This is a genomic window from Ochrobactrum sp. PL_is483, assembly GCF_055816855.1.
This window is the reverse complement of sequence record NZ_JBVPGS010000032.1, coordinates 101714-126729: the sequence shown is the minus strand read 5'-3', so window position 1 is coordinate 126729 and position 25016 is coordinate 101714. Positions and strand designations below refer to the sequence as shown.

Sequence of the window (25016 nt, the reverse complement as noted above, 5' to 3'; positions counted from 1 at the left end):
AAATATCCCATTTGCAACGTGCAAACGGAAGAATGCCATGGCTGCAACACCGCTTCTTGAAGCCCGCTCGATCACGAAATCCTTTCTGGGCGTGACCGCGCTCGATCATGTCGATTTCACGCTCAACCGTGGGGAAATTCATGCGCTGCTCGGCGAAAACGGCGCGGGCAAATCCACGCTCATCAAGATATTGACCGGCGCCTATCACGGTTTTGACGGCTCGATCCTGCTTGAGGGCCAGCCGATTGCGCCCGCATCCGTCGCGGAAGCGCAGGCGCTCGGCATCGGCACGGTCTATCAGGAAGTCAATCTTCTCGAAAACCTGACGGTTGCGGAAAACCTGTTTCTCGGCCGCCAGCCGAAGCGCTTCGGGCTGGTCGATCGCGGACGGATGGAAAGGGATGCGGCGAAACTCCTTTCGCGCTACGGCCTCGCCATTGATGTCGGCGCGCCCCTGTCCGCCTATTCGGTGGCCATCCGCCAGATCATCGCCATTGCCCGCGCCGTCGATCTTTCCGGCAAGGTGCTGGTGCTCGATGAGCCTACCGCCAGTCTCGACGCGCGTGAGGTCGACATGCTGTTTGGCGTGCTGCGGCAATTGAAGGCTGATGGCCTCGGCATTGTCGTTATCACCCATTTTCTCGATCAGGTCTACGCCATCGCCGATTGCGCCACCGTGCTGCGCAACGGGCGGCTGGTCGGCAGCCGCAACCTGTCGGACCTGCCGCGAACCGACCTGATTTCCATGATGCTCGGTCATCAGTTGCAGGAAACCGTGCGCCGCCAGTTGACGGAAGAAGTCAGCGACGACACGGTTGCGCCAATCCGCTTTTCCGGTTTCGGCAAAAAGGGCAGCGTTGCGCCCTTCGACCTTTCGATCAAGCCCGGAGAAGCCGTGGGCATTGCCGGTCTTCTCGGTTCGGGCCGCACGGAAACCGCGCTCCTGCTGTTCGGGGTCGATCAGGCTGATAGCGGAACCCTTGCCGTCGACGGAAAGGAAACCCGGCTGCCCTCACCCGTTGCGGCGATTGCCGAGCGCTTCGCCTTTTGCCCCGAAGAGCGCAAGACTGATGGCATCATCGGCGATTTTTCGGTTGCCGAAAACATCGCGCTTGCCGTCCAGGCAAAGCGCGGCTGGTCGAGACCGATCTCATCACGCGAGAGGACGGCGCTTGCCCAGCGCTATATCAAGGCGCTTGATATCCGCCCGCCCGATCCCGACAAGCCGATCAAGTTTCTGTCCGGCGGCAACCAGCAGAAGGCTATCTTGGCCCGCTGGCTCGCCACCGATCCGCGCCTCCTGATCCTCGATGAGCCGACGCGCGGCATCGATATCGGCGCACATGCCGAAATCCTCAAGCTCATCGGCGAGCTTTGCGCCGAAGGCATGTCACTCGTCATCATCTCGTCGGAATTCGAGGAGCTTGCCGCCGTCGCCAACCGTGTCGTCGTTCTCTCGGACCGCCGCCATGTCGCGGAACTGAAAGGCGAGGAAATCACTGCCGACAATATCGTGCGCGCAATCGCAGAGACCGGAAGCGAAAAGGAAGCGGCAGCATGATTGCCCGCATCACCAGAAAACTAAAAAGACTTGGCCCCCAGCTCGCTGCCCTCGTGCTCATTTTGGCGGCGAACACCATCATCGCGCCCGGCTTTCTCGACATTTCGTTCCAGAACGGGCGGCTCTATGGCAGCCTCATCGATATTCTGGTGCGCGCCGCCCCCGTTGCCATTCTGGCCGTCGGCATGACACTGGTGATCGCAACACGCGGCATCGATCTGTCGGTCGGCGCGGTGATGGCGATCAGCGGTGCTTTTGCCGCCTCGCTCATCGTGGCGGGCTATCCGCTTGCAATCGTCATTCCGGCAGCGCTCGGCGTCGGGCTGCTGTGCGGCTTGTGGAACGGCTTTCTGGTCGCCGTCTTCGATATCCAGCCAATCATTGCGACGCTTATCCTCATGGTGGCAGGGCGCGGCATCGCACAGCTTATCACCGAAGGCGCAATCCTCACCTTCAACAACGATTCCTTTGCAGCCCTTGGCTCCGGCTCCTTTCTCGGCGTGCCCGTTCCGGTTCTGATCTGGATTCTGGCGGGTCTTGCCGTCGGCCTTGCAGTGCGCACAAGCGCGCTCGGTTTCCTGATTGAAGCAACCGGCATCAACCGTCGCGCAGCGATGCTGGCAGGCGTCAAGGCCCGCTTTCTGCTGTTCAGCGTCTATGCCGTTTCCGGTGTCGGCGCGGCTCTGGCCGGGCTGATCGCGGCGGCGGATATTCGCGGCGCGGATGCCAACAATGCCGGGCTATGGCTCGAACTCGACGCCATTCTGGCGGTCGTCATCGGCGGCACCTCGCTCAATGGCGGCCGGTTCTCGATCATGGCCTCGCTGCTCGGCGCGCTCATCATCCAGGCGATCAATACCGGCATTCTGATGGCGGGCTTTCCCCCGGAGTTCAACCTCATCATCAAGGCGATCATCATCGTGATCGTACTCACCTTCCAGTCGCCGGCCATCGTCCAGCTGATCGCCTTCCTGCGCTCCGAGCGCAAGGGCGACGGAGCCAAGCCGGTCCGCCAAAGCCAGCAGGGAGCCCAGCAATGAGAGCGCTTCGCAATCTGCCTTTCCTGACAACCGTGGCGATCTTCCTGTTCGCCTATGCGATCTGCATCATCCAGTTTCCCAACATGCTGTCGACGCGGGTGATCGGCAATCTTCTGACCGACAATGCCTTTCTGGGCATCGCCGCCGTCGGCATGACATTCGTGATCCTTTCCGGCGGCATCGACCTGTCGGTCGGCTCGGTCATCGCCTTCACCAGCGTCTTCGTCGCCGTGCTAGTCGGACAGCTCGGCGTGCATCCGCTTGTGGCTTTCGCGCTCATTTTGGTGATAGCGGCATTGTTCGGGGCTTGGATGGGCGTGATGATCCATTTCTTGCAGATTCCGCCCTTCGTGGCCACGCTTGCCGGCATGTTTCTGGCACGCGGCGCGGCCTTTCTCATCTCGACCCAATCCGTGCCTATAGCCCATCCGTTTCTCGATACGTTGCAGGGGCTTTATTTCCGGCTTCCGGGCGGCGGCAGGCTGACATTCATCGCCATGCTGATGCTCGCGGTCTTCATCATCGGCGGCATCATCGCCCATCGCACGCGGTTCGGCGCCAATATCTATGCGCTTGGCGGCAACCAGCAATCGGCGGAACTGATGGGCGTTCCGATTGCCCGCACCACAATCGGCATCTATACGATGTCAGGCGTGCTTTCCGGCCTCGCCGGGATCGTCTATACGCTTTACACCTCGTCCGGCTATTCGCTGGCGACGGTGGGGGTGGAGCTGGACGCCATCGCTTCGGTGGTGATCGGCGGAACGCTTTTGACGGGCGGCGCGGGCCTTGTGGCAGGCACATTCGTCGGCATTCTCATACAGGGGCTGATCCAGACCTACATTGTTTTCGACGGAACGCTGTCTTCATGGTGGACGAAAATCGCAATCGGTATATTGCTGTTCCTGTTCATTGCCCTGCAACGAGGACTCTTGTGGTTTTCCAATATAAAACACGCGCGGCAACGCTTGAAGGAGGCCTGAATTGGGATTGCTGGAAACGGCCATAACCGGACGCAAGCGCCATAACAGCCACGCCGTTGTCGTGGGGGAACTGGGCCGCGGTATCGTCGCGGGCACCATTCCCGAAGGTTCTATCCTGCCGGGCGATCATGAATTGTCGCTGCGCTTTGGCGTGTCACGCACCGTTCTGCGCGAGGCGATGAAGACGCTTGCCGCCAAGCGCCTGATCGAACCCAAGGCCAAGGTCGGCACCCGTGTTCTGGGCCATGCCAGCTGGAATTTCTTCGATCCCGATGTGCTGACCTGGCGCTTCGAGGCGGGCTTCGATGAAGTCTTCGTCGACCATCTGGCGGAAATGCGCATGGCGCTGGAACCGGCAGCAGCGGCGGCGGCGGCAGAGCGTGCCTCCAGCGACGAGATTGTGGAGCTTTATGCGCTCGCGGCCAAATTCGACAATCCCGACCACACGCCGGAATCCATCGCCAAGGTCGATCTGGAATTTCATCTTGCCATCGCCCGCATGTCCGGCAACCCGTTCATGCGCTCGGTCAGCGGCTTGATCGAGGCGGCGCTGGCAATCTCGTTCCAGCTTTCCTCCCCGGCAGCATCGCGGGAAGGCATTGCCGAATGCGCGGCCAATCACCTGCGCATCGCCCACGCTATTGCATCGCGCGATCCACAGAAAGCGCGGCTGACCATGGAAAGTGTCATCCAGCTTGGCGTCGAGCGTATTCGGGACGTGATCTGACTGTTACGACACAGCCAGCGTAAATTGAGGATCGCCGCGCAGCGTGTTGCTGACGGTGCAGATTTCCTCGGCCATTTCGGCGAGACGATGCTTTTCATCGTCGGTCAGATCACCATCGAAATGAAAGGTGACGTTGAACCGCTCGATACGCGACGGTCCTTCATGCGCCTTGTCGCCCCTCACCTCCACCCGAACATCCGTCAGCTTTTCCTTCAGATCGAGCTTGCCGGCGGCGATACGAGCGCTCAACGCCATGCAGGCCGCAACCGACGAATAGATAAGGTCGAGCGGATTGAACCCGGCCTGGCTGACGCTGGTGACGATCTCAACCACGCCGCCTGTCGGCGTGGTGATGACGGGCAGCTTCCCATGTGGCATTTCTGCGACGGCGCCCGTCTCGCGGGTTCTGACTTTCAGTTCGCTCATTCCTGAATTCTCCTGTAGTCCACATGCCGCGCCAGCCAGCAGCCGACGGTCATGCCTGTTATCCCGCCTTTTGCGTCGCGATGGAAGACAAGTTTCCATTCGCCGGGTGACGGCGCATCCATCGAGCGCTGCACCGGCAAAAGCCACACATCCGGCCCAGCCTCATAGAGCGGATACATATCGCTCTCGCCGAGAAATCCTTCAAAAGCGCCATAGAACGCACCGCCCTGATTGACGATCAGAAGATCGGCCTCCAATTCGTCGCTGCGGTAGCGCCCTGCAATGTCCTGCTGTGCTGCACCTTTCAGGCGCTGCATCGTCAGGCTCAGATTTTCATCCTCGCGCGCAAGCTGGATCGTGTCGCCGTCGCGACGGATCGTGGTCATCGAAGACCGCGCTTCGTTCTCGCTCACCACGTCCATGATTTCCGGCCCGGTGCCAAAACGCGCTTTCATGCGCCCGCGCCCGGCATCTTCGAGACTCAGCACGAGGCCGGTTTCATGGTCTAGCCATGAGCCAAACCATGCGGCATCGGCTTCAACCCGAGCCGGTTCGGTCGTGGAAACGCCAAGCGCGATATTCATCAGCTTGAAGGCAACATCCGATGCGCCGCCCTCAAAATTGAACATGGCGATGGTCGAAAGGCGTTCGTCGGCGCTATGCCAGCGCTGGCAGCGCCAGCCGCGCAGCGCACCGCCATGGCCGGTGAGCCGTCTGCCGCCCGCTTCCTCGAATTTGAGGCCGAGGCCATAAGGAGCCGCGTTACCGTCGCTGAATGTCTGCGGACCGCTCAGGCGGCGATAAATCCCGTTTTCGTCATCGCGGGTCGCGTCGATGAACTGCTCCCAGGCGATCATGTCGTCGAGAGAAGCGCAAATACCCGCATCGCCCATCCAGTGGATACGATTGACGGCAGGCAGGAACCCGCGCACCGTGTCGCCTTCATAGCCGGTGCATTCGTCAAACAGCGCGGTATCGGGGATAAGTTCTGCGGTCTTCATGCCTGCAGGCTTGAAAATGCGCTCCGACAGCAGCTCGATCAGCGATCGGCCTGTATGGCTTTCGATAAGATCAGCCAGAATGCGGAAATTGCCGTTGCAATAGGAATAATGCGTGCCCGGCGCGAAATGCGTGGTCTTCAGGCGGCGCAGCAGGCTTTGCGCCTGCTCCGGCAGAAAGACGCCTTCCGGATCGGCCCCGCACAGAACGCTCAGCGCCCAGTAATCGCGCAGGCCTGACTGATTGTTGCACAGGTCGCGCACGCTTGGCCGCTTTTCCGCAAACTTGTCGAGATAGGCGGCAAGCGCATCGTCAAGAACTTCCGGCTCGCCAACGCTGTCGAGAAGCACGGCGCAGGTAAATTGCTTGCTGACCGAACAGATCGGCATGCGCGTCTCTGGCGTCATCGCCTTGCGCGCGCCAAGATCGGCAAAGCCCCAGGCATGGCGCAGCACGACCTTGCCATCCTTCACCACCGCGACCGCACCGCCCGGTCCCTTATAATGCTGCGGAATGGTGCGAACGAAGGCTTCAAGCGCGGAAAGATCGAATTTTGACATGATGGCTCAGGCGACTCAGATGAAATCAGGAGCCGCCACGAGGCATCATTTTGTCCGTTCGATCAAGGCCATGGCCGCATGCGGATTATGCGCCTTATAGCCGCTGATGACATAGAGATAGACATCGCGGCCAATGTAATCGGCAACGGGCGGCGTAACGGTTTTCAACCCTTCGGCAAGCTCTCCGGCGGCAATCGCCTCAGCCCGCGCCGCCCATTGATCCAGTTCGTCCTTGCTGTAGCCGCCCGGTTGGCTTTCCTTCGTCCCCATGATGCGGAAATAGGCGAAGGGCGCGGTCATATCGGCAAATTGCGGAAAGTCGCTGTCGCCCGCGATCACCACCGCAACCCCATATTCGCGCAAGAGCGCGATGAACTCCGGCGAGTTGAAACTGTCGTGGCGCACTTCCACCGCGTGGCGCACATCGCGCCCGTCGACGCGCTTGGGCAGAAGCTTCAAGAACGCCTCGAAATCAACCGGGTCGAACTTCTTTGTCCCCATGAACTGCCAGTTGACCACGCCGAGCTTGTCTTTCAGCTCCATCATGCCGCCGGTCATGAACCGCTCGATGCTCTCGCCTGCTTCAGCCAGCACGCGGCGATTGGTGGAAAAACGCGGCGCCTTCAGCGAAAACACGAAGCCGTCCGGCGTCTCGTCATGCCATTTGGCGAAGGTCGTTGGCTTCTGCGGACCGTAATAGGTGCTGTTGATCTCGATGGATGTGAGCTTGCTCGACGCATATTCAAGCTGGCGCTTCTTCGGCAGTTTTTCGGGGTAGAAGCTCTCGTCCCACGGTTCATAGGCCCAGCCGCCAATGCCGATGCGGATTTTGCCCGTCTTTTCCTTGGCCATCGCCTTTCCTCCATACCGGTGCATCATGAGTTCATACTGTTTGGTCATGATGTTTAATCTGTATTCGCACCGCTGGCTATGTTCATATCAGCCACGGTTGGCTGGGAGGAAAAAGGGGCGGCAAAAGAACCGTCCCAACCAAGCCAGTTTGGTGAGAGCTTGAATCAAAAGGCAGCACGCCGGCATGGCGACTTTTGGAACAGGCTCCAAGATTGAGGAAATGCATAGAATGACGAGCAAACCCAATGCCCGTACCGGAGGCCAGATTTTGGTGGATGCGCTGCGCATCCATGGCACTGACCGGGTCTTCTGCGTGCCCGGCGAGAGCTATCTTGCGGCACTTGACGCCTTTCATGATGCCAGCGACGCGATCGATCTGGTCGTGTGCCGGCAGGAGGGCGGCGCGGCCTATATGGCGGAAGCCTATGGCAAGCTGACCGGCAAGCCCGGCATCTGCTTCGTCACACGTGGCCCCGGCGCGACCAATGCCTCGGTTGGCGTGCACACGGCCTTTCAGGATTCCACGCCGATGCTGCTCTTCATCGGGCAGGTTGCCAGCGATCAGGTCGAGCGCGAGGCGTTTCAGGAAATCGACTATCGCCGCATGTTCGGCCAGATGGCCAAATGGGTCGTGCAGATCGACGATGCCGCCCGCATACCGGAACTCGTCAGCCAGGCTTTCCATCGCGCCGTCAACGGGCGTCCCGGCCCGGTGGTGATCGCGCTCCCGGAAGACATGCTGACCTCCCATGCCGCCGTCAGCGACGCACCGGCTTACAAGCAGGTGCAGATGCATCCGGGCGCGGAACAGTTGCAGGACATGCAGGCGCTGCTTGCAAAGGCCGAGCGCCCACTGGTCATCGTCGGCGGTGGCGGCTGGAATGCACAAGCTGTCAGCGATCTGCGGAAATTTGCCGAGAACATGCATCTGCCGGTCGCGGCTTCCTTCCGTTGCCAGGACATGTTCGACAACACCCACCCGCTCTATGCGGGCGAAATGGGAACCTCGATCAGCCCCAAGCTGGCACAGCGCGTGCGCGATGCCGACCTGCTGATCGTCATCGGCGCCCGCCTCGGCGAAATGACGACGCAGGGCTACGAACTGGTCTCCATTCCAGTACCTCAGCAGAAGCTCGTGCATATCCATCCGGGCGCCGAAGAACTTGGCCGCGTCTATCATGCGGACGTTCCGGTCAATGCCTCGATGCCTGCCTTCTGTGCGGCAGCGGCAAAGCTTGCGCCGGTGGCCAGCCCGCGCTGGAAGGCATGGACCGACAGCGCCAATGCCGATTACCGCGACAATATCAAATCGCCGGTCATTCCCGGCGATGTACAGATGGGCGAAGTGATGGAATGGCTGCGCGCGCATCTGCCAGCCGATGCCATCATCACCAATGGCGCGGGCAATTATTCCGCCTGGCCGCATCGCTTCTACCAGTACCGCACCTATCGCAGCCAGCTTGCGCCCACCAACGGCTCGATGGGCTATGGCGTGCCTGCAGCGGTCGCGGCCAAGCTCACCGCACCGGAACGTACCGTCGTTGCCTTTGCGGGCGACGGCTGTTTCCTCATGAACGGACAGGAACTGGCAACGGCGGCGCAATATGGCGCCAATGCCATTTTCATCGTCGTCAACAATGGCATGTACGGCACGATCCGCATGCATCAGGAACGTACCTATCCGGGCCGCGTTTCGGGCACCGGCCTTGCCAATCCCGACTTCGCGGCACTTGCCCGCGCCTATGGACTGCATGGCGAAGTGGTCGAAAAGACCGCTGACTTCGCGCCAGCCTTCGAGGCTTGCGAAAAATCCGGCAAGCCGGGCCTCATCGAAATCCGCATCGATCCCGAGGCGCTTTCACCGAAGATGAGCCTCAGCCAGATGCGCGAACAGGGTTTCGCCAAACAGAAGTAAAAACAAAAGAGCCCCGGTTTTCCGGGGCTCTTTCATCATTGGTCCGGCTTTATTTTACAGGCGGCGCGTACATCAGCCCGCCCTTGTTCCACAGCGCATTGAGGCCTCGGTCGATCTTGAGCAGGCTGTCCTTGCCGACGGTACGCTCGAACATTTCACCGTAATTACCGATCTTGGAAACGACATTATAGGCCCATTTCGGCTCAAGGCCGAGCTGCTGGCCGCTATCGCCTTCCGAGCCAAGGAAACGGCGCACGTCGGGCTTCTTGGAATTGAGGTCCGCCTCAGCCGAGGCTTGCGTAACGCCCAGTTCCTCTGCCTCAAGCATTGCAAACAGGGTCCAGCGGACGATGTTGAACCATTTGTCGTCGCCCTGACGGACGGCAGGTCCAAGCGGCTCCTTGGATATCACTTCCGGCAAGACGGTAAAGGCGTCCGGCTCGGCAAGCTTGAGGCGCTGCGCGTAGAGCGCGGAAGCATCAGTCGTGTAAACATCGCAGCGACCCGTTTCGAACGCCTTGAGAATACCGTCGGCGGAATCGATCACCACCGGCTCATATTTGATGTTGTTGGCGCTGAAATAATCGGCGGCGTTCTGTTCGGTGGTGGTGCCCTGTTCGGTACAGACCGATGCGCCGTCAAGCTTCAAGGCGCTGTCGACGCCCAGATCCTTGCGGATCATGAAACCCTGACCGTCATAATAGGCCGTGCCGACAAAAAGAATGCCCATGCCCGCATCGCGTGAGAGCGTCCAGGTGGTCTGGCGCGAAAGCAGGTCGACCGTGCCGGATTGCAGTGCGGTAAAACGCTCCTTGGTCGAAAGCGGAATGAAGCTCACCTTGTCGGGATCGCCGAAGACCGCAGCCGAAACCGCCCGACAGAAGTCGATGTCGAAGCCGGTCCATTTGCCCTGATCGTCCGGCGACGAAAAGCCCGCGACGCCCTGGCTGACGCCGCAATTGATCTTGCCGCGTTCCTTCACGGTCGAAAGCGTATCCGCCTGCGCTCCGGTTTGAGCGGACAAGGCAAAACCAGCCGCCAGCAACGAACCCAAAACTATCTTTTTCATTGTTCCTCCTCCCAGAGTTTCGGCCCAGAATTTCGACAAAGCCGATCCGTTGCCCGGCGCCATGCCGCCGGGCTTGTTGTTTGTTCAGTTATCCGACGACGAACTACTTCAGCGCAGCCGCGAAGCTATCCTCCAGAACGCTTAAGAGATGATCCGCATTGGCGCGGCTGAAGATCATCGGCGGGCGCATTTTCAGCACATTGTCGAACGGACCTTCGGTCCCCATCAGGATGCCGCGTTCGCGCGCGCCATCATTGATTTTCTTCGCCAGCGCCGTCGCCGGTTCCTTGGTATTGCGATCCGTCACCAGTTCGATACCGAGGAACAGCCCCTGCCCGCGCACATCGCCGATAATATCGAAGCGCTTCTGCATCGAACGGAAACCGTCGAGGAGATAATTGCCGATCTCCAGCGCGTTGCGGCGCAGATCGTTGCGCTCGATCACATCCAGCACCGCCAGACCCGCCGCGCAGGAAACCGGATTGCCGCCGAATGTGTTGAAATATTCCATGCCATTGTTGAAGCTGTCGGCCACTTCGCGGGTCGTGACAACTGCCGACATGGGATGGCCATTGCCGATCGGCTTGCCCATGGTGACGATATCCGGCACCACATCCTGCATTTCAAACGCCCACCAATGGCTGCCGACCCGGCCGAAGCCGACCTGCACCTCATCCGCAATGCAAACGCCGCCAGCCGCCCGCACCATCCTGTAAACTTCCTGCAGATAGAATTCCGGCAGGAAGACCTGACCGGCAACGCTCGGGATCGACTCGGCGATGAAATAAGCAGGGCCGCGTCCAAGGCTTTTGATGGCCTCGATCTGTTCGGCAATGCTTTCGGCAAAGCGCTTGCCATGCTCTGCAAGCGGCCAGTCTTCCGGCGCACGATAGCTGTCGGGGATGGTCGCCTCGAACACATGGTCCGGGCGTCCCTTGCCGCCCTTGCGCTTGTATTTGTAGGGGCTGAGATCGATCAGCTCCTGCGTCGTGCCATGATAGGCCCAGTCCAGCACCAGCGCATCGCGCTGGCCCGAATGCGCGCGCGCCATGCGCAGCGCCAGGCTGTTCGCCTCGCTGCCCGAGCATGCAAACGAGGCCACCGTCAAGCCTTCCGGCAAGGTCGCCGTCAGGCGCTCGGCATAGGAAACGATATTGTCATGCAGATAGCGCGTATTGGTGTTGAGGATCGCCGCCTGCTTGGCAATTGCCTCCACCACTTGCGGATGGGCGTGACCGAGATGGCAGACATTGTTGAAGCAGTCGAGATAGGCGCGTCCCCGATTGTCGATCAGCCATGCGCCCTCGCCGCGCACAAACTTGATCGGCTCGGAATAGGAAATGGAGAGGTTCGGCAGCAATATATCCTTGCGGGCGCTGACGATCTCGGCGCGGGTGCGCCCGCTCTGGTGGAAGGCTTCCGCCGGAATATCGGCAAGGGCTGCCGCATCCGGGAAAATATCGGCCCAGACATCGAGATAGGCATTTTCGCCGACGCCCAGAATTTCCGCCGCCGTCAGTCCCGTATCGGTCGAAATCTGGAAATGGAGATGTGGCGTCCAGCCGCCATTCTCGTGCATGTCGCCCATATAGCCGACCAGTTCGCCAGCGGCGAGCGTCTGGCCGGGTTTCAGCCGTGACATCGCTTCATGCGCCATATGCCCCCAGAGTGTAATGAAGGGTGGGCAACCTTCCGGCCGATGTTCCAGCGCGATCAACCCGCCATAGCCGAGCGGCGCGGTCTCGATCTCGACGCTTTTCACAATGGCTGCAAGCGGCGTGTAGACGGGCGTGCCTGCGGGCATGAACAGATCAAGCCCCAGATGATGGACACGCCGCTCGCCTTCGACAAAACGCGAACGGAACGCTTCGTCGGTATAAACGGTGCGCCTTTCGCCCCACGGGCCGATGCCGAGTTCGATATGGTTGCGGGCGCAGAAATCGTCCCACCAGGCGGTTGCCTCCTTCGGGCGCTGCCCGGCGGAATCGACCGTCATCACATGAGCCGGATCGCCATAAGGCACCAGCGCCTTGGTCATCGTGGCGGGATGCGGGCGCACCACAGGCGCGAAAGCCTTGCTGTTCGCTGCGATCCAGCGGCGCACCGCACCGCCTCCCTCAACCGCATCGAAACCGCAGGCTTTCCGCAGGATCGCGGTGGCAAAGCGCGGGTTCATGGCGTCCAGCTTGTGCAGAAGCCGCCAGGCCGGTGCTTCGCTGATCGCCAGATAAGGGTTGTCATCGGTCTTTTCGCGGCGCGAAGCCGACAGCGTGACGCTTGTCACAAGACGCATCGCGATCAGGTCGAACAGAAGGTCGATTTCCTGCGGCAGGAGCGGATATTTCGCATGGAACCCGGCGGCAAGGGCTGCGGCTGCGCCAATCGGGTCGTCCATATCCAGGATGGAATAGGCACAGGCAATCGCGACCTCGGCGATCAGCACCGTATGGACGGAATCGCCGAAATCGATCAGCCCGGCAATGCGTTCATTATCCTGAGGGTCGACCAGCACGTTCCAGTCATTGGCGTCATTGTGGATTACCTGCGCGCGCAGAAGCGGCAGTTTCGGCGCCACATCGCGCTCGAAACGGGCAAGGAAACGCTCCACAACGGCGCGGTCTTCCGCCTTGTCGATAAAATGCAGCCGGTTGCGGGCACGGCCGGCATGACGCAGGTCCCAGTCGAAATCGCGCAGCGCACCGGGATGGATGAAGCCTTGCAGGGCACGGTCAAGCTCGCCCAGCGCAGCGCCAAGATTTCTCATAAGCGCTTTGGTGCGCTTTACCTCGGCCAGCGGCGTGCCGGGAAGCCAGCTTGCCACCCGCAGCGCATGCGGCTTGCCCCCATCCTTATCGACAGAAGCCAACACCTCGCCCGACAGGCTTGATTTCAGGCGCGGCACGGCCAGCGCCGGATCGGCCTTGGCCAGATGTTGCAGCAGCGCGGTCTGGAATTCGCTTTCGACCCGCGGCTCGCTGGCATTGACGATCTTCAATATCCAGTCCGCCGACCCGTTGCCCGTTTTCAGGCGGAAATTACGGTCGCGCTCGCTGTCCAGCGGCGAGGCACTGACCGTCACCCCGAAATGAAGCCGGGCCAGAACTTCGGCCTCGTGCGCAGAAAAATCGGGGGCGGGATGCGAAAGATCGGTCATGGGAAGCGCTTCACGGGTTGAATGCAAATGGGACGTCTCAAGATGAAAGCTTGGCACGTCGACAAATTTCAGGCATCAGACAAGTGGTCGGTCGGACCGGCACTTTGCCGGAATGGACCGGCACATTTACGGCAGCACGAAAGAACCGACCATGCGGGAACTGGATGCGAAGGATCGCGAGATACTGGCCATTCTCTCCAAGGAAGCGCGCATACCGCTGAAGACGCTGGCGGGCCGCATCGGGCTTTCGCGCAGCGCTACCGGCGAGCGCGTCGCCAATCTGGAGAAAAGCGGCGTCATTCGCGGCTATCGCGCAGATATTGGCCAGATCGACAGCAACATCATCCGCGCCATGATCCTGGTCAGCCTCAAGCGCACCCCGGCCCTCGGCCTGCTTGATGAACTGGCACGGCATGCCGAAGTGCGCCGGGTTTCCTCGGTCAGCGGCCAGCTCGATTTGATCGTGGAGGTTGAAGTTCCTTCCATCGACCGCCTCAATCGCCTGCGCGATCTGATGGCCACCCACGAGACGGTAGAGGATCTCACTACGGCAATCGTTCTTCGCCGGGATATCGAGCGTGAAAACGGCTGAAGAGCAGCTCTACCACTTTAGTCTGGATAGTTGCAATTTGCGGTAGACATTCCACCGCAAGTCGAACATAACGCCCCTGGGTTGAAAGGGAGGGGTCATGAAAACACTTAACCTGTTCATTATCGGGTTCGGTTTTACCGCACTCGTCGTCACCTGCATTGTCGCCATTGGCGGCGGCACGATCTGAACGGCAATCGGTCATATATCATGCCCGCAGCAAGGGCTCCCCAAGGAAGATTGCTGACGACTCGCGCACCGCGCGGATCATGAAATCGCTCAACACCCGGATTCGCGGTGCGGCGACCACGTCGACGTGACAGCTCGTCCAGTATTCACGCACCAGATGCATCTCGCGCGGCAGAACCGGAACCAGTTCCGGGTGCCGGCTGGCGATGAAATAAGGCAGCACGCACAGGCCATAACCGATTTGTGTGGCGATCAGCTGCGCATGGATGCTTGAGCTCTGATAGGTACAACGTTGCCCCGGCAGGATCTCGCGCATGTAATCGAGGCCGGGCGTGAAAACCATGTCGTCAATATAGCCGATGAACGGATGCCGGGCCATATCCTCGCGTGTCCTGATCGGCGGATGCCGTTCCAGATAATCGCGATGACCATAGATGAAGAGACGATAGGGCGTCAGCTTCTCGCTGTGATAGGGGCCGGTGCGCGGCATGTGCAGCGTGATCGACAGTTCCGCCTCGCGGCGTGACAGCGACATGATCTGCTGGATCGTCACCACTTCCACAAACAGGCTCGGATAGGATTGCGCCAGCACCGGCAGACGGTCGGCGAGAAAGAAATTGCCGAAACCTTCCAGCGTCGAAAGGCGCACAACGCCAGAGAGTGCGGCCAGATTGCCCGTGGCTTCCGTCTGGAACTTCATCGCCTCGCGTTCCATGACCTCAGCAGATGTCACCAGCCGCTCGCCGATGGGCGTCAGCAGATAGCCGCGCGGATTGCGCTCGAAAAGCTTGGTCGCAAGAGCCTGTTCCAGCCGATCAATCCGCCGCAGCACAGTGACATGGCTGGTGCGCAGCTGACGCGCCGCCGTGGAGAGCTGGCCGGTGCGCGCAACCGCCAGAAAATATTGCAGATCGTCCCATGTGAACTGCCGCATGTACCCCTCCCAAACAATTGCGGTGGCTTCCGCCGCTGCATCTGTACATTTTTGAACAGACAATGTTCAAAAATTGTTGTTCGTGTACGCATTTGTCAATGCTACCGTTTCAATCCAGGGCCGGATGGAGGAACAAGCCGGGCGCAAGCAAAGGGACGAACGGTAAAGAGGACAGGCCGTTTTCCCGTCTGAAAGGACTGCTTGGAGGAAGAGGATGCCGTGCGGTTTTTCCGCAATGGCTCAAAGTGTTATTGGGAGGAGCACTTCATGAAATGTCTCGCACTTGCAACGGCAGCGCTTTTCGCCGCCACGGCTATCTCGTCGGCGGCGGAAGTTTCCGACGGCAAGGTCAAGATCGGCATTCTGAACGACCAGTCCGGCGTCTACGCCGATTTCGGCGGCAAATGGTCGTTCGAGGCTGCCAAGATGGCTGCCGAAGATTTCGGCGGCAAGGTGCTCGATGCGCCGATCGAGATCATCACGGCGGACCATCAGAACAAGCCCGACGTGGCGTCGAACATCGCGCGCCAGTGGTATGACACCGAACAGGTCGATGCCATCATGGAACTGACGAGTTCGTCGGTTGGCCTCGCCGTGCAGGCCCTGTCGAAAGACAAGAAGAAGATCACGATCAACACCGGCGCCGCCACATCCGAACTCACCGGCAAGCAGTGCACGCCCTATGGCTTCCACTGGGCCTACGACACCCATGCGCTGGCGGTTGGCACTGGCGGCTCGCTGGTGGAACAGGGCGGCGACACCTGGTATTTCCTGACCGCCGACTATGCCTTCGGCTATTCGCTGGAAGAGCAGACGACCAAATTCGTCGAATCCAAGGGCGGCAAGGTTCTGGGTTCCGTGCGCCATCCGCTCAGCACGACCGACTATTCATCCTTCCTGTTGCAGGCGCAATCGTCAGGCGCGAAGGTCGTGGGCCTCGCCAATGCCGGTCTGGATACATCGAATGCCATCAAGCAGGCGGCTGAATTCGGCATTGTCGCCGGTGGCCAGCGCCTCGCCGCCCTGCTCTTCACGCTCGCCGAAGTGCATGGGCTCGGCCTCGAAGCCGCCCAGGGGCTGACGCTGACGGAAGGCTTCTACTGGGACCGCGACGACGAATCGCGTGCATTCGGCAAGCGTTTCTTCGAGCGCACGGGCCGCATGCCGAACATGGTTCAGGCAGGCACCTACTCTGCCGTCCTTCAATATCTGAAGGCGATCAAGGAGGCAGGCACCGACGAAACCGAAGCTGTCGCCAAGAAGCTGCATGAAATGCCGGTCGAAGACGTCTTCGCCCGCCACGGCAAGGTCGGCCCCAACGGACGCATGATCTACGACATGTATCTGATGGAAGTGAAAAAGCCTGATGAAAGCAAGGCGCCTTGGGATTACTATAAGGTGCTTGCCACCATTCCCGGCGATCAGGCCTACATGAAGCCGGAAGAAAGCGGCTGCCCGCTGGTAACGCAGTAAGAGGCTGGTTGAATGAACGCAGCAACTGGCAATATGACGGCCCTGCATGAAGCAGGGCCGCACGATGGCGGCTCATCCGACAGCCGGACGGTTCTTTCGGCGCGCGGACTGGGCAAGTCATTTGGCGGCTTTCACGCGGTCAAGAATGTCGATCTTGATGTGGAACATGCCCGCGTGCATGCGCTGATCGGGCCGAATGGTGCGGGCAAGACGACCGTGTTCAACCTCCTGACCAAGTTCTTGCAGCCATCGAGCGGTGAAATCACGCTTCTGGGCGAAACCATCACGAAGACCGATCCGGCCAAAGTGGCACGGATGGGGCTGGTGCGCTCGTTCCAGATTTCAGCCACCTTTCCGCATCTGACGGTGCTGGAAAACGTCAAGGTCGCCTTGCAGCGCCCCAACGGGCTTGCCACGCAGTTCTGGCGGTCGCTGTCGGCACTCCACCGGCTCGATGCGCAGGCCATCGCGCTTCTGGAGCGTGTCGGTCTTGCCGATGCCCGCCATGCGCTGGCCGCCGATCTGTCCTATGGCCGCAAGCGCGCGCTTGAGATCGCCACCACGCTGGCGCTCGATCCCAAGGTGCTGCTGCTGGATGAGCCGATGGCCGGCATGGGCCATGAAGACGTCCACACCATTGCCGCCCTCATCGCCGATGTCGCGAAGGACCGCGCGGTCCTGATGGTCGAACACAACCTCAAGGTGGTGGCCGACATTGCCCACCACGTCACGGTGCTGCAGCGCGGCGAGATTCTCGCCTCCGGCAATTATGCCACTGTCTCGAAGGACGAGCGCGTGCGCACCGCCTATATGGGAACCGAACATGAATAGAGGCCAACCGCTCCTGTCCGTGCGCGGGCTCAATGCATGGTATGGCGAAAGCCATGCCCTGCACGGCGTCGACCTCGACATCTGGCCGGGCGAGACGATCACGCTTCTGGGCCGCAACGGCGTCGGCAAGACGACAACGCTGCGCGCCATCATGGGCATCATCCGCAAGCGCACCGGCACTATTACGCTCGACGGCAAGGACATCATGCGTGTGCCGCTGCACCGCATCGCCTATGCGGGTCTCGGCTTCGTGCCGGAGGAACGCGGCATCTTCGCCACGCTCAGCGTGCATGAAAACCTGCTTTTGCCGCCGGTCGTCGCCAAGGGCAGTCAGGGCGCGATGTCGCTCGATGAGATCTACGAACTCTTTCCCAACCTGCATGAGCGCCGCAACAGCCCCGGCACCAAGCTTTCGGGCGGCGAGCAGCAGATGCTGGCCATTGCCCGCATCCTGCGCACCGGGGTCAAGGTGCTGCTCCTTGATGAGCCGACGGAAGGGCTTGCGCCCGTCATCGTGCAGCGCATCGGAGATGTGCTGGTGGAGCTGAAAAAGCGCGGCATGACCGTGCTTCTGGTCGAGCAGAATTTCCGCTTTGCCGCCAAGGTCGCCGACCGCTTCTACCTCATGGATCATGGCGTGGTGACGGAAAATTTCCCGACCGCCGAACTGCCCGCCCGCATGGCAGAACTTACGCATGCATTGGGGGTCTGAATGACAATGATTTTTGGAATACCTTTGCAGGCGCTTCTCGGGCAGTTGCTGGTCGGCCTCATCAACGGCTCGTTCTATGCCATGCTGAGCCTTGGCCTTGCCATCATCTTCGGCTTGCTGCGCATCATCAACTTCGCCCATGGCGCGCAATATATGCTTGGCGCTTTTGTCGGCTATCTGCTGTTGAGCTGGCTCGGCATCGGCTATTGGCCAGCGTTGATCCTCGCTCCGCTCATCGTCGGGCTGGGCGGTGCAATCGTGGAGCGCGTGGCGCTGTCGCGGCTTTATAATCTCGATCCGCTCTATGGCCTGCTCTTCACCTTCGGCCTTGCGCTCGTGATCGAAGGCACGTTCCGCTATTATTACGGCGCTGCCGGACAGCCCTATGCGGTGCCGCCGTCGCTTGCGGGCGGGCATAATCTGGGCTTCATGTTCCTGCCGAACTATCGCGCCTGGGTGGTCGTCGCCTCGCTCATCGTCTGCCTTGGCACCTGGCTCTTGATCGAAAAGACCAAGCTTGGCGCCTATCTGCGCGCCGCGACGGAAAACCCGACGCTGGTGAAAGCCTTCGGCATCAATGTGCCGCTGCTTCTCACCTTCACCTATGCGCTCGGTGCCGCCCTTGCCGGTCTTGCGGGCATCATGGCCGCGCCGATCTATCAGGTCAGCCCGCTGATGGGCTCCAACATCATCATCGTGGTCTTTGCCGTGGTGGTGGTCGGCGGCATGGGATCGATCCTCGGCGCCATCATCACCGGCTATGTGCTGGGGCTGGCGGAAGGTCTCACCAAGGTCTTCTATCCGGAAGCCTCCAGCATCGTCATCTTCGTCATCATGGCTATCGTTCTTCTGGTGCGCCCCGCCGGACTGTTCGGGAAGGAGGCCTGATATGGCTGATACCGCTCTCAAGGCCACCGCCGCCCACGGCAAGGCCCCTGCCGTCAACAGCCTCTCCGCCGTCGTCCTCGGCATTGCCCTTGTCGGGCTGCTGGCCGCGCCCTTCATGGTCTATCCCATCTTCCTGATGAAGATGCTGTGCTTCGCGCTGTTCGCCTCCGCCTTCAATCTTCTGCTGGGCTATACCGGCATTCTGTCCTTCGGCCATGCCGCCTTCTTCGGTGGCGCGGCCTATATCACCGCTCACACGGTCAAGGTCTGGGGCGTCACGCCGGAGCTTGGGCTCGTGCTCGGCGTCCTTGCCGCCGCAGCCCTTGGCCTCGTCATCGGCTATCTCGCCATCCGCCGTCAGGGCATCTATTCGACCATGATCACGCTGGCGCTGGCGCAGATGTTCTTCTTCTTCTGCCTGCAAGCCTCCTTCACCCATGGCGAGGACGGATTGCAGGGCGTGCCGCGCGGATATCTGTTCGGCTTCATCGACCTCAACCAGCCGATGAACATGTATTATTTCGTGCTGGCGGTGTTCGTGCTCGGCGTCTTCATCATCTGGCGCATCATCAACTCGCCCTTCGGCATGATCCTGAAATCGGTGCGCGAGAATGAAAACCGCGCCATCTCGCTCGGCTATTCCGTCAATCGCTACAAGCTCGCAGCCTTCGTCATGTCGGCAGCGCTGGCCGGTCTTGCAGGCGGCCTGAAGGCGCTTGTCTTCCAGTTCGCGACGCTCACCGATGTTGGCTGGCAGATGTCGGGCGAAGTGATCCTGATGACGCTGCTCGGCGGCATTGGCACGCTGATCGGCCCCATCGTCGGCGCCGCCTTCGTCGTCGCCTTGCAGAACTATCTCGCAACATCCGACTTCCCCGTCACGATCGTAACCGGCGTCATCTTCATGGCCTGCGTTCTCCTGTTCCGCAAAGGGATCGTCGGGGAGTTCTATGCATCGCGGATTGGAAAGAAACTCTTCGGTTAAAACATGGCCTGCGGGGTGGCTGAAAACCCCGCCAATTGACTGGATATGAGATCATGACCGACACCTACGATTACATCGTGGTTGGCGCGGGCACGGCAGGTTGCGCGCTTGCGAACCGGCTTTCCGCAGACCACAACCGCTCCGTGCTGCTGCTGGAGGCAGGCGGAAAGGACAATTATGCCTGGATTCACATCCCCGTCGGCTATCTCTATTGCATCGGCAATCCGCGCACCGACTGGTGCTTCACCACGGAAGCCGAACCGGGACTGAATGGCCGCTCGCTCGGCTATCCGCGCGGCAAGGTGCTGGGCGGCTGCTCCTCCATCAACGGCATGATCTATATGCGCGGCCAGGCCCGCGATTACGACCTGTGGCGTCAGGCCGGTTGCGACGGCTGGGGCTGGGACGACGTGCTGCCGCTGTTCAAGAAATCGGAAGACTATTTTGCCGGTGCGAGCGAGCTGCATGGCGCGGGCGGCGAATGGCGTGTCGAAAGCGCCCGCCTGCATTGGGATATCCTCGATGCCTTCCGCGATGCCGCCGTCGCCGCAGGCATTCCCGCCACCGACGATTTCAATCGCGGCGACAATGAAGGTGTCTCCTATTTCAAGGTCAACCAGAAGCGCGGCATACGCTGGAACACGGCCAAGGCGTTTCTGCGCCCGGCACTGGATCGCAAGAACCTGACCGTCGAAACCGGCGCGCATGTCCGCCGCATCGAGATCGAGGACCTGCGCGCCACCGGCGTCACCTTCGACCAGAACGGCGCGACCCGCACCATCAAGGCAAGGCGCGAAGTGATCCTTGCTGCCGGTGCGGTCGGCTCGCCGCAAATTCTCGAACTGTCGGGCATCGGGCGCGGCGACGTGCTGCAGCAGGCGGGCATCCCGCTCAAACTGGAACGCAGGCAGCTCGGCGAAAACCTTCAGGATCATCTGCAATTGCGCTGTGCCTATAAGGTCAGCGGCATCCCGACACTCAACGAGAAGGCAAGCAAACTTGTCGGCAAGGCGATGATCGGGCTTGAATATCTGCTGCGCCGCTCTGGCCCCATGTCGATGGCGCCAAGCCAGCTCGGCGTCTTCACCCGGTCTGACCCGTCCTATGAAACCGCCAATCTGCAATATCACGTGCAGCCGCTCAGCCTCGAAAAATTTGGCGAGGCCGTGCACCCCTTCCCCGCCTTTACGGCCAGCGTGTGCAATCTGCGTCCTGACAGCCGCGGCTCGATCCACATCAAATCGCCGGATCACCGCATGCAACCGGCGATCAGGCCGAATTATCTGGCCACCGAAAGCGACCGCCGCGTCGCTGCCGACGCAATCCGCCTCACGCGCCATATCGTGGCGCAAGCGCCTTTGCAGAAATATCGCCCGGAGGAGTTCAAGCCCGGCCCTGCCTACGAAACGCAGGAACAGCTTGAAAAGGCGGCGGGCGATATCGGCACGACCATCTTCCACCCGGTCGGCACCTGCCGCATGGGGCAGGATGCCGAGGCAATCGTCGATCCGCGCCTGCGCTTCAACGGTATTGCGGGCCTGCGCGTTGCCGACGCCTCGGTCATGCCGACCATCACGTCCGGCAACACCAACTCGCCCACTCTGATGATCGCCGAGAAGGCCGCACAGATGATTATTGCTGACAACCGATAAGCCAGCCGGATGGGCGGAAATGGCAATCCGCTCACTTGTCTGTGAACGCAATTTCAACGTTGCGCCTTTGGCAAATTCTGAAATAATTTTCCTTGTTTCTTGCCCGGTAAAAGGGAATTATCGGCAACAAGGTGGGCAGGGGGAGAAAGATCATCTCAAAAGATCGCTTTCCGGGACCGGCTCTCCAAAAGTTTTTGAACAAGGAAAACAAAATGTCGTCAGTCCTTTCCCGCTATACGCTGACCCGCCGCGCTGGTCTGAAAGCCCTTCTGTTCACCGCTGCCGCCCTGACCGTCGGCTTCGCGTCGGCGCCGAGCCACGCGGAAGACAAGACCATCAAGGTCGGCATCATGGGCGGTGAAGACGAAGACGTCTGGAAAGTCGTTGCCGAAGAAGGCAAGAAGCACGGCCTCAACATCGAGCGCGTGACCTTCAACGATTACAACCAGCCCAACGAAGCCCTGGAACGCAAGGAAATCGACGCCAACGCCTTCCAGCACAAGCCTTATCTCGATGAACAGATCAAGCAGCACGGCTACAAGATTTCCGTTGCCGGTTATACCGCCGTCTGGCCGATCGGCATTTATTCGCGCAAGCACAAGAGCCTTGACGAACTGAAGGAAGGCGCGGTCGTCGGCGTGCCGAACGATCCGTCGAACGAAGGCCGCGCGCTGCGCGTTCTGGAAGAAAAGGGCCTCATCAAGCTGAAGCCGGATGTAGGCATTCTGGCAACCCCGATCGATATCGTCGAAAACCCGAAGAAGCTTGAGATCAAGGAACTGGACGCCGGTGTCGTCGGCCGTTCCATCGATGATCTCGATGCAGCCATCGTGAACAACGACTGGGCGGCGAAGGCTGGTCTCAAGAAGGAAGAGGCCATCGGCTGGGAATCGAAGGAAAACAACCCATACAACAACTTCATCGCGGTCCGCACCGAAGATGAAAACGCCGAATGGGTGAAGAACCTCGTGGCTTCGTTCCAGAACGACGCCGTGAAGGCCGAACTCGACCGCGCCTACAAAGGCACCGGCATCCCGGCCTGGAACTAATCAACACAGCGGCACAAAGACCGCGCCGGAACCGTTTCCGGCGCGGCTTTTGTTGACGCGCGGACAACAATTGCCCTAAAGCATCGCCACAGCAAAAGCTGATGGCTTGAGCCAGGCATCGTCCTTCCTTGAAGCCTTATCGAATATCTCTCGTCGCTGCTCGCAGCGGCCTGTCCAGACATAGAAGAAACGACCGTGACCCTTAATTCGCCACCCGCCACGTCAGCGCCCATCGTCGAGATGAAAGACGTGCGCCGAATGTTCGGCGAAACGGCAGCCATCAACGGCGTTTCGCTTTCCGTCGCACGCGGAGAAATCCTCGGCATCATCGGCCGCAGCGGCGCTGGCAAGTCCACGCTGATCCGCTGCGTCAACGGCCTTGAAAAGCCGGATGCCGGTTCGATCTTGATCGAAGGCCGCGAAATCACCGGCCTTGGCGAAGACGCCCTGCGCCCGGTGCGCCGCCGCATCGGCATGGTGTTCCAGCATTTCAACCTGCTTTCCGCCAAAACCGTCGCCGAAAATATCGCCCTGCCGCTGAAGATCGCGGGCAAGCCGAAGGCCGAACGCGCCAGGCGCGTGGCGGAACTTCTGGAACTTGTCGGCCTTTCCGACAAGGCGACGCATTATCCGGCCCAGCTTTCGGGCGGCCAGAAACAGCGCGTCGGCATTGCCCGTGCGCTTGCCGCCGAACCGGCTGTGCTGCTTTCCGACGAGGCGACATCCGCGCTCGACCCGGAAACCACGCAGTCCATTCTGGCGCTGCTGAAAGACATCAACACCAAGCTTGGCCTTACCATCCTGCTCATCACGCATGAGATGGAGGTTATCCGCCGCATCGCCGACCGCGTGATCGTGCTCGATCACGGCACGATTGCCGAGGAAGGCCCGGTCTGGAAGGTCTTCGCCAATCCGCAGTCGCCTGTGACGCAAAGCATGTTGCAGGTGCTGACGCCGGAACTGCCCGTCGTCTGGCGCGACCGGTTGCAAAATTCCGGCAATCTCGCCGTGCTGAAAGTCAAGCTGTCGGGCGCGGCGGCAAAAGGCGCGTTCTTCAATAACATCGCCGCCGCCACCCAAATAGCACCGCAGCTGATCCATGGCGGCATGGACACGATCCAGGGCGAGCCGGTCGGCACGCTCTTCATCGGCCTGCCCGCGAGCGACCAGGCGAAGCTTGACGCCGCCATCACCTATCTCGACACCCATGCAGACGCCACGGAGGTACTCGGCTATGTCTCAGGCGATGCTTGATCTTCTCTGGCGCTCCTTCTGGGAGACGATCATCATGACCGGCTTTTCGAGCCTGATTTCGCTCGTCGTCGGCCTGCCGCTCGCGCTCATCATGATCCTGACCGAGCGCGGCGGCCTTGCCCAGAACCTGACCGTCAACACGATCCTCGGCGCGATCATCAACGGCTTCCGCTCGGTTCCGTTCATCATACTACTGGTGGCGCTCATTCCCGTCACGCGCTTCATCGTCGGTACGTCCATCGGCACATGGGCCTCCATCGTGCCGCTGTCGATTGCCGCGATCCCTTATTATGCGCGCATTGCGGAAGTGTCGCTGCGTGAAGTGGATCACGGCCTGATCGAAGCCGCGCGCTCCATGGGCGCGAACCGCTGGACCATCGTGCGCGAAGTGCTGGTCCCCGAAGCCCTGCCCGGCATCATCGCCGGTTTCACCGTGACCATCATCACGCTTGTCGGCGCATCGGCCATGGCTGGCGCCATCGGCGCAGGCGGTCTTGGCGACCTTGCCATTCGCTACGGCTATCAGCGCTTTGAGACGCAGATCATGATCGCGGTCGTGATCATCCTCATCATCATGGTTTGCGGCATCCAGTGGATCGGCGACCGGCTGGTGAGCCGTCTCGACAAGCGCAACCTGCGCGCTTGACCAATCCCGCTTATCGCTTCCTCTCACGGAAACCCGCTTCCAGCGTGTTTCCGTCGGGGTCGAAGACAAGCGCCGCGTAATAGCCCATTTCTTCCGGCCCCTGATAGGCAGGGCCGCCGCTATCCCTGCCTCCTGCCTTGAGGGCTGCCTGATGAAAAGCCTCGACCGCCTCGCGGCTTCCGGCGGTAAACATCAGGTGCAGGCGGTCGCCCGGCTTGTCCTCCCCATCGCCTGCCCCATCGGTGCCGCCATGGATCCAGAGAAACGGAACCGGGGCCCGCTCTCCCCCACTGATGAAGAAACCAGTGCCTGAACGGGCAATGACCTCAAGGCCAAGTTCGGGCATGCAGCTTTCGTAGAAAGAAAGGCTGCGATTGACGTTACGGGCTTTGAAACCGATGTGATCGAAGAGCGACATAAGATGCAATATATCGCGGCCAATTATAAAGAAAAGCGGCGCTTCCCAATTTGGAAAGCGCCGTTATCAATATTCAATAGTGGTAATGTGAGAGCATGAATCAAAAAGGC

At 60.5% G+C, this 25016-nt stretch carries 22 protein-coding genes; 15 read left to right on the top strand and 7 right to left on the bottom strand.

Features of this window, described 5'->3' with window-relative positions; all coding sequences use genetic code 11:
- The first annotated feature begins 37 nt into the window (after positions 1 to 37).
- From AC0TNJ_RS09185 to AC0TNJ_RS09170, 4 genes are read left to right on the top strand one after another with little or no spacing between them, the layout of a single operon-like run.
- The gene (locus AC0TNJ_RS09185; RefSeq protein WP_473770908.1) at positions 38 to 1561 is read left to right on the top strand and encodes a sugar ABC transporter ATP-binding protein; all 1524 of its coding nucleotides are present in this window, start codon (positions 38 to 40) and stop codon (positions 1559 to 1561) included.
- Positions 1558 to 2601, top strand: a complete 1044-nt coding sequence (locus AC0TNJ_RS09180; RefSeq protein WP_473770907.1) for an ABC transporter permease — start codon at positions 1558 to 1560, stop codon at positions 2599 to 2601. The genes AC0TNJ_RS09185 and AC0TNJ_RS09180 overlap by 4 nt, the downstream gene beginning before the upstream one ends.
- Positions 2598 to 3584, top strand: a complete 987-nt coding sequence (gene yjfF / locus AC0TNJ_RS09175) for a galactofuranose ABC transporter, permease protein YjfF (protein WP_122001394.1) — start codon at positions 2598 to 2600, stop codon at positions 3582 to 3584. The genes AC0TNJ_RS09180 and yjfF overlap by 4 nt, the downstream gene beginning before the upstream one ends.
- 1 nt (position 3585) lies before the next feature.
- Positions 3586 to 4311, top strand: a complete 726-nt coding sequence (locus tag AC0TNJ_RS09170) for a FadR/GntR family transcriptional regulator (protein WP_122001395.1) — start codon at positions 3586 to 3588, stop codon at positions 4309 to 4311.
- Between the two features lie 3 nt (positions 4312 to 4314).
- On the opposite strand, the gene AC0TNJ_RS09165 is transcribed toward AC0TNJ_RS09170, so the two are convergent.
- From AC0TNJ_RS09165 to AC0TNJ_RS09155, 3 genes are read right to left on the bottom strand one after another with little or no spacing between them, the layout of a single operon-like run.
- On the bottom strand, positions 4315 to 4737 hold the full coding sequence (locus AC0TNJ_RS09165; protein ID WP_122001396.1) for an OsmC family protein: 423 nt from the start codon (positions 4735 to 4737) through the stop codon (positions 4315 to 4317).
- Complete coding sequence (locus tag AC0TNJ_RS09160; protein ID WP_473770906.1) at positions 4734 to 6296, bottom strand: D-aminopeptidase; 1563 nt, start codon at positions 6294 to 6296, stop codon at positions 4734 to 4736. Before AC0TNJ_RS09160 ends, AC0TNJ_RS09165 begins: the two co-directional genes overlap by 4 nt.
- A gap of 45 nt (positions 6297 to 6341) precedes the next feature.
- Entirely contained in the window at positions 6342 to 7148 is an 807-nt protein-coding gene (locus AC0TNJ_RS09155) for a DUF72 domain-containing protein (protein ID WP_473769750.1), read from the bottom strand.
- Positions 7149 to 7377: 229 nt separating this feature from the next.
- Here AC0TNJ_RS09155 and AC0TNJ_RS09150 point away from each other — a divergent pair, with 229 nt between their 5' ends.
- A complete protein-coding gene (locus AC0TNJ_RS09150; protein WP_473770905.1) occupies positions 7378 to 9063 on the top strand; it encodes a thiamine pyrophosphate-binding protein in 1686 nt (561 codons plus the stop codon).
- Between the two features lie 49 nt (positions 9064 to 9112).
- Here the strand turns inward: AC0TNJ_RS09150 and AC0TNJ_RS09145 are convergent, their stop codons facing one another.
- Together AC0TNJ_RS09145 and AC0TNJ_RS09140 are read right to left on the bottom strand one after the other, a co-directional pair.
- Entirely contained in the window at positions 9113 to 10132 is a 1020-nt protein-coding gene (locus AC0TNJ_RS09145; protein WP_122001400.1) for an amino acid ABC transporter substrate-binding protein, read from the bottom strand.
- A gap of 103 nt (positions 10133 to 10235) precedes the next feature.
- The gene (locus AC0TNJ_RS09140; protein WP_473770904.1) at positions 10236 to 13286 is read right to left on the bottom strand and encodes an aminotransferase class III-fold pyridoxal phosphate-dependent enzyme; all 3051 of its coding nucleotides are present in this window, start codon (positions 13284 to 13286) and stop codon (positions 10236 to 10238) included.
- Positions 13287 to 13437: 151 nt separating this feature from the next.
- On the opposite strand from AC0TNJ_RS09140, the gene AC0TNJ_RS09135 reads away from it, so the two are divergent.
- Positions 13438 to 13878 carry an Lrp/AsnC family transcriptional regulator gene (locus tag AC0TNJ_RS09135; RefSeq protein ID WP_121981789.1) on the top strand — a complete coding sequence of 147 codons (441 nt, stop codon included), beginning with the start codon at positions 13438 to 13440 and terminating at the stop codon, positions 13876 to 13878.
- A 205-nt stretch (positions 13879 to 14083) separates the two neighbouring features.
- On the opposite strand, the gene AC0TNJ_RS09130 is transcribed toward AC0TNJ_RS09135, so the two are convergent.
- A complete protein-coding gene (locus AC0TNJ_RS09130; protein WP_473770903.1) occupies positions 14084 to 14998 on the bottom strand; it encodes a LysR family transcriptional regulator in 915 nt (304 codons plus the stop codon).
- Between the two features lie 267 nt (positions 14999 to 15265).
- Here AC0TNJ_RS09130 and AC0TNJ_RS09125 point away from each other — a divergent pair, with 267 nt between their 5' ends.
- From AC0TNJ_RS09125 to AC0TNJ_RS09085, 9 genes are all read left to right on the top strand, one after another.
- Positions 15266 to 16471, top strand: coding sequence for an ABC transporter substrate-binding protein (locus tag AC0TNJ_RS09125; protein ID WP_122001402.1), 1206 nt, complete (start codon positions 15266 to 15268; stop codon positions 16469 to 16471).
- 12 nt (positions 16472 to 16483) lie between these two features.
- A complete protein-coding gene (locus tag AC0TNJ_RS09120) occupies positions 16484 to 17302 on the top strand; it encodes an ABC transporter ATP-binding protein (RefSeq protein ID WP_473770902.1) in 819 nt (272 codons plus the stop codon).
- Positions 17295 to 18014: an ABC transporter ATP-binding protein gene (locus tag AC0TNJ_RS09115; RefSeq protein WP_473770901.1), complete on the top strand. Its 720-nt coding sequence runs from the start codon at positions 17295 to 17297 to the stop codon at positions 18012 to 18014. Before AC0TNJ_RS09120 ends, AC0TNJ_RS09115 begins: the two co-directional genes overlap by 8 nt.
- The gene (locus tag AC0TNJ_RS09110) at positions 18015 to 18902 is read left to right on the top strand and encodes a branched-chain amino acid ABC transporter permease (protein ID WP_006467529.1); all 888 of its coding nucleotides are present in this window, start codon (positions 18015 to 18017) and stop codon (positions 18900 to 18902) included.
- Position 18903: 1 nt separating this feature from the next.
- Positions 18904 to 19887 carry a branched-chain amino acid ABC transporter permease gene (locus tag AC0TNJ_RS09105; RefSeq protein ID WP_473770900.1) on the top strand — a complete coding sequence of 328 codons (984 nt, stop codon included), beginning with the start codon at positions 18904 to 18906 and terminating at the stop codon, positions 19885 to 19887.
- A gap of 53 nt (positions 19888 to 19940) precedes the next feature.
- Complete coding sequence (locus tag AC0TNJ_RS09100) at positions 19941 to 21539, top strand: GMC family oxidoreductase (protein WP_473770899.1); 1599 nt, start codon at positions 19941 to 19943, stop codon at positions 21537 to 21539.
- A gap of 212 nt (positions 21540 to 21751) precedes the next feature.
- On the top strand, positions 21752 to 22588 hold the full coding sequence (locus AC0TNJ_RS09095; RefSeq protein ID WP_473769758.1) for a MetQ/NlpA family ABC transporter substrate-binding protein: 837 nt from the start codon (positions 21752 to 21754) through the stop codon (positions 22586 to 22588).
- Positions 22589 to 22783: 195 nt separating this feature from the next.
- Complete coding sequence (locus tag AC0TNJ_RS09090) at positions 22784 to 23842, top strand: methionine ABC transporter ATP-binding protein (RefSeq protein ID WP_473770898.1); 1059 nt, start codon at positions 22784 to 22786, stop codon at positions 23840 to 23842.
- Complete coding sequence (locus tag AC0TNJ_RS09085; RefSeq protein ID WP_122001407.1) at positions 23823 to 24488, top strand: methionine ABC transporter permease; 666 nt, start codon at positions 23823 to 23825, stop codon at positions 24486 to 24488. The genes AC0TNJ_RS09090 and AC0TNJ_RS09085 overlap by 20 nt, the downstream gene beginning before the upstream one ends.
- 10 nt (positions 24489 to 24498) lie before the next feature.
- On the opposite strand, the gene AC0TNJ_RS09080 is transcribed toward AC0TNJ_RS09085, so the two are convergent.
- On the bottom strand, positions 24499 to 24906 hold the full coding sequence (locus AC0TNJ_RS09080) for a VOC family protein (protein WP_473769761.1): 408 nt from the start codon (positions 24904 to 24906) through the stop codon (positions 24499 to 24501).
- Positions 24907 to 25016: the final 110 nt, after the last annotated feature.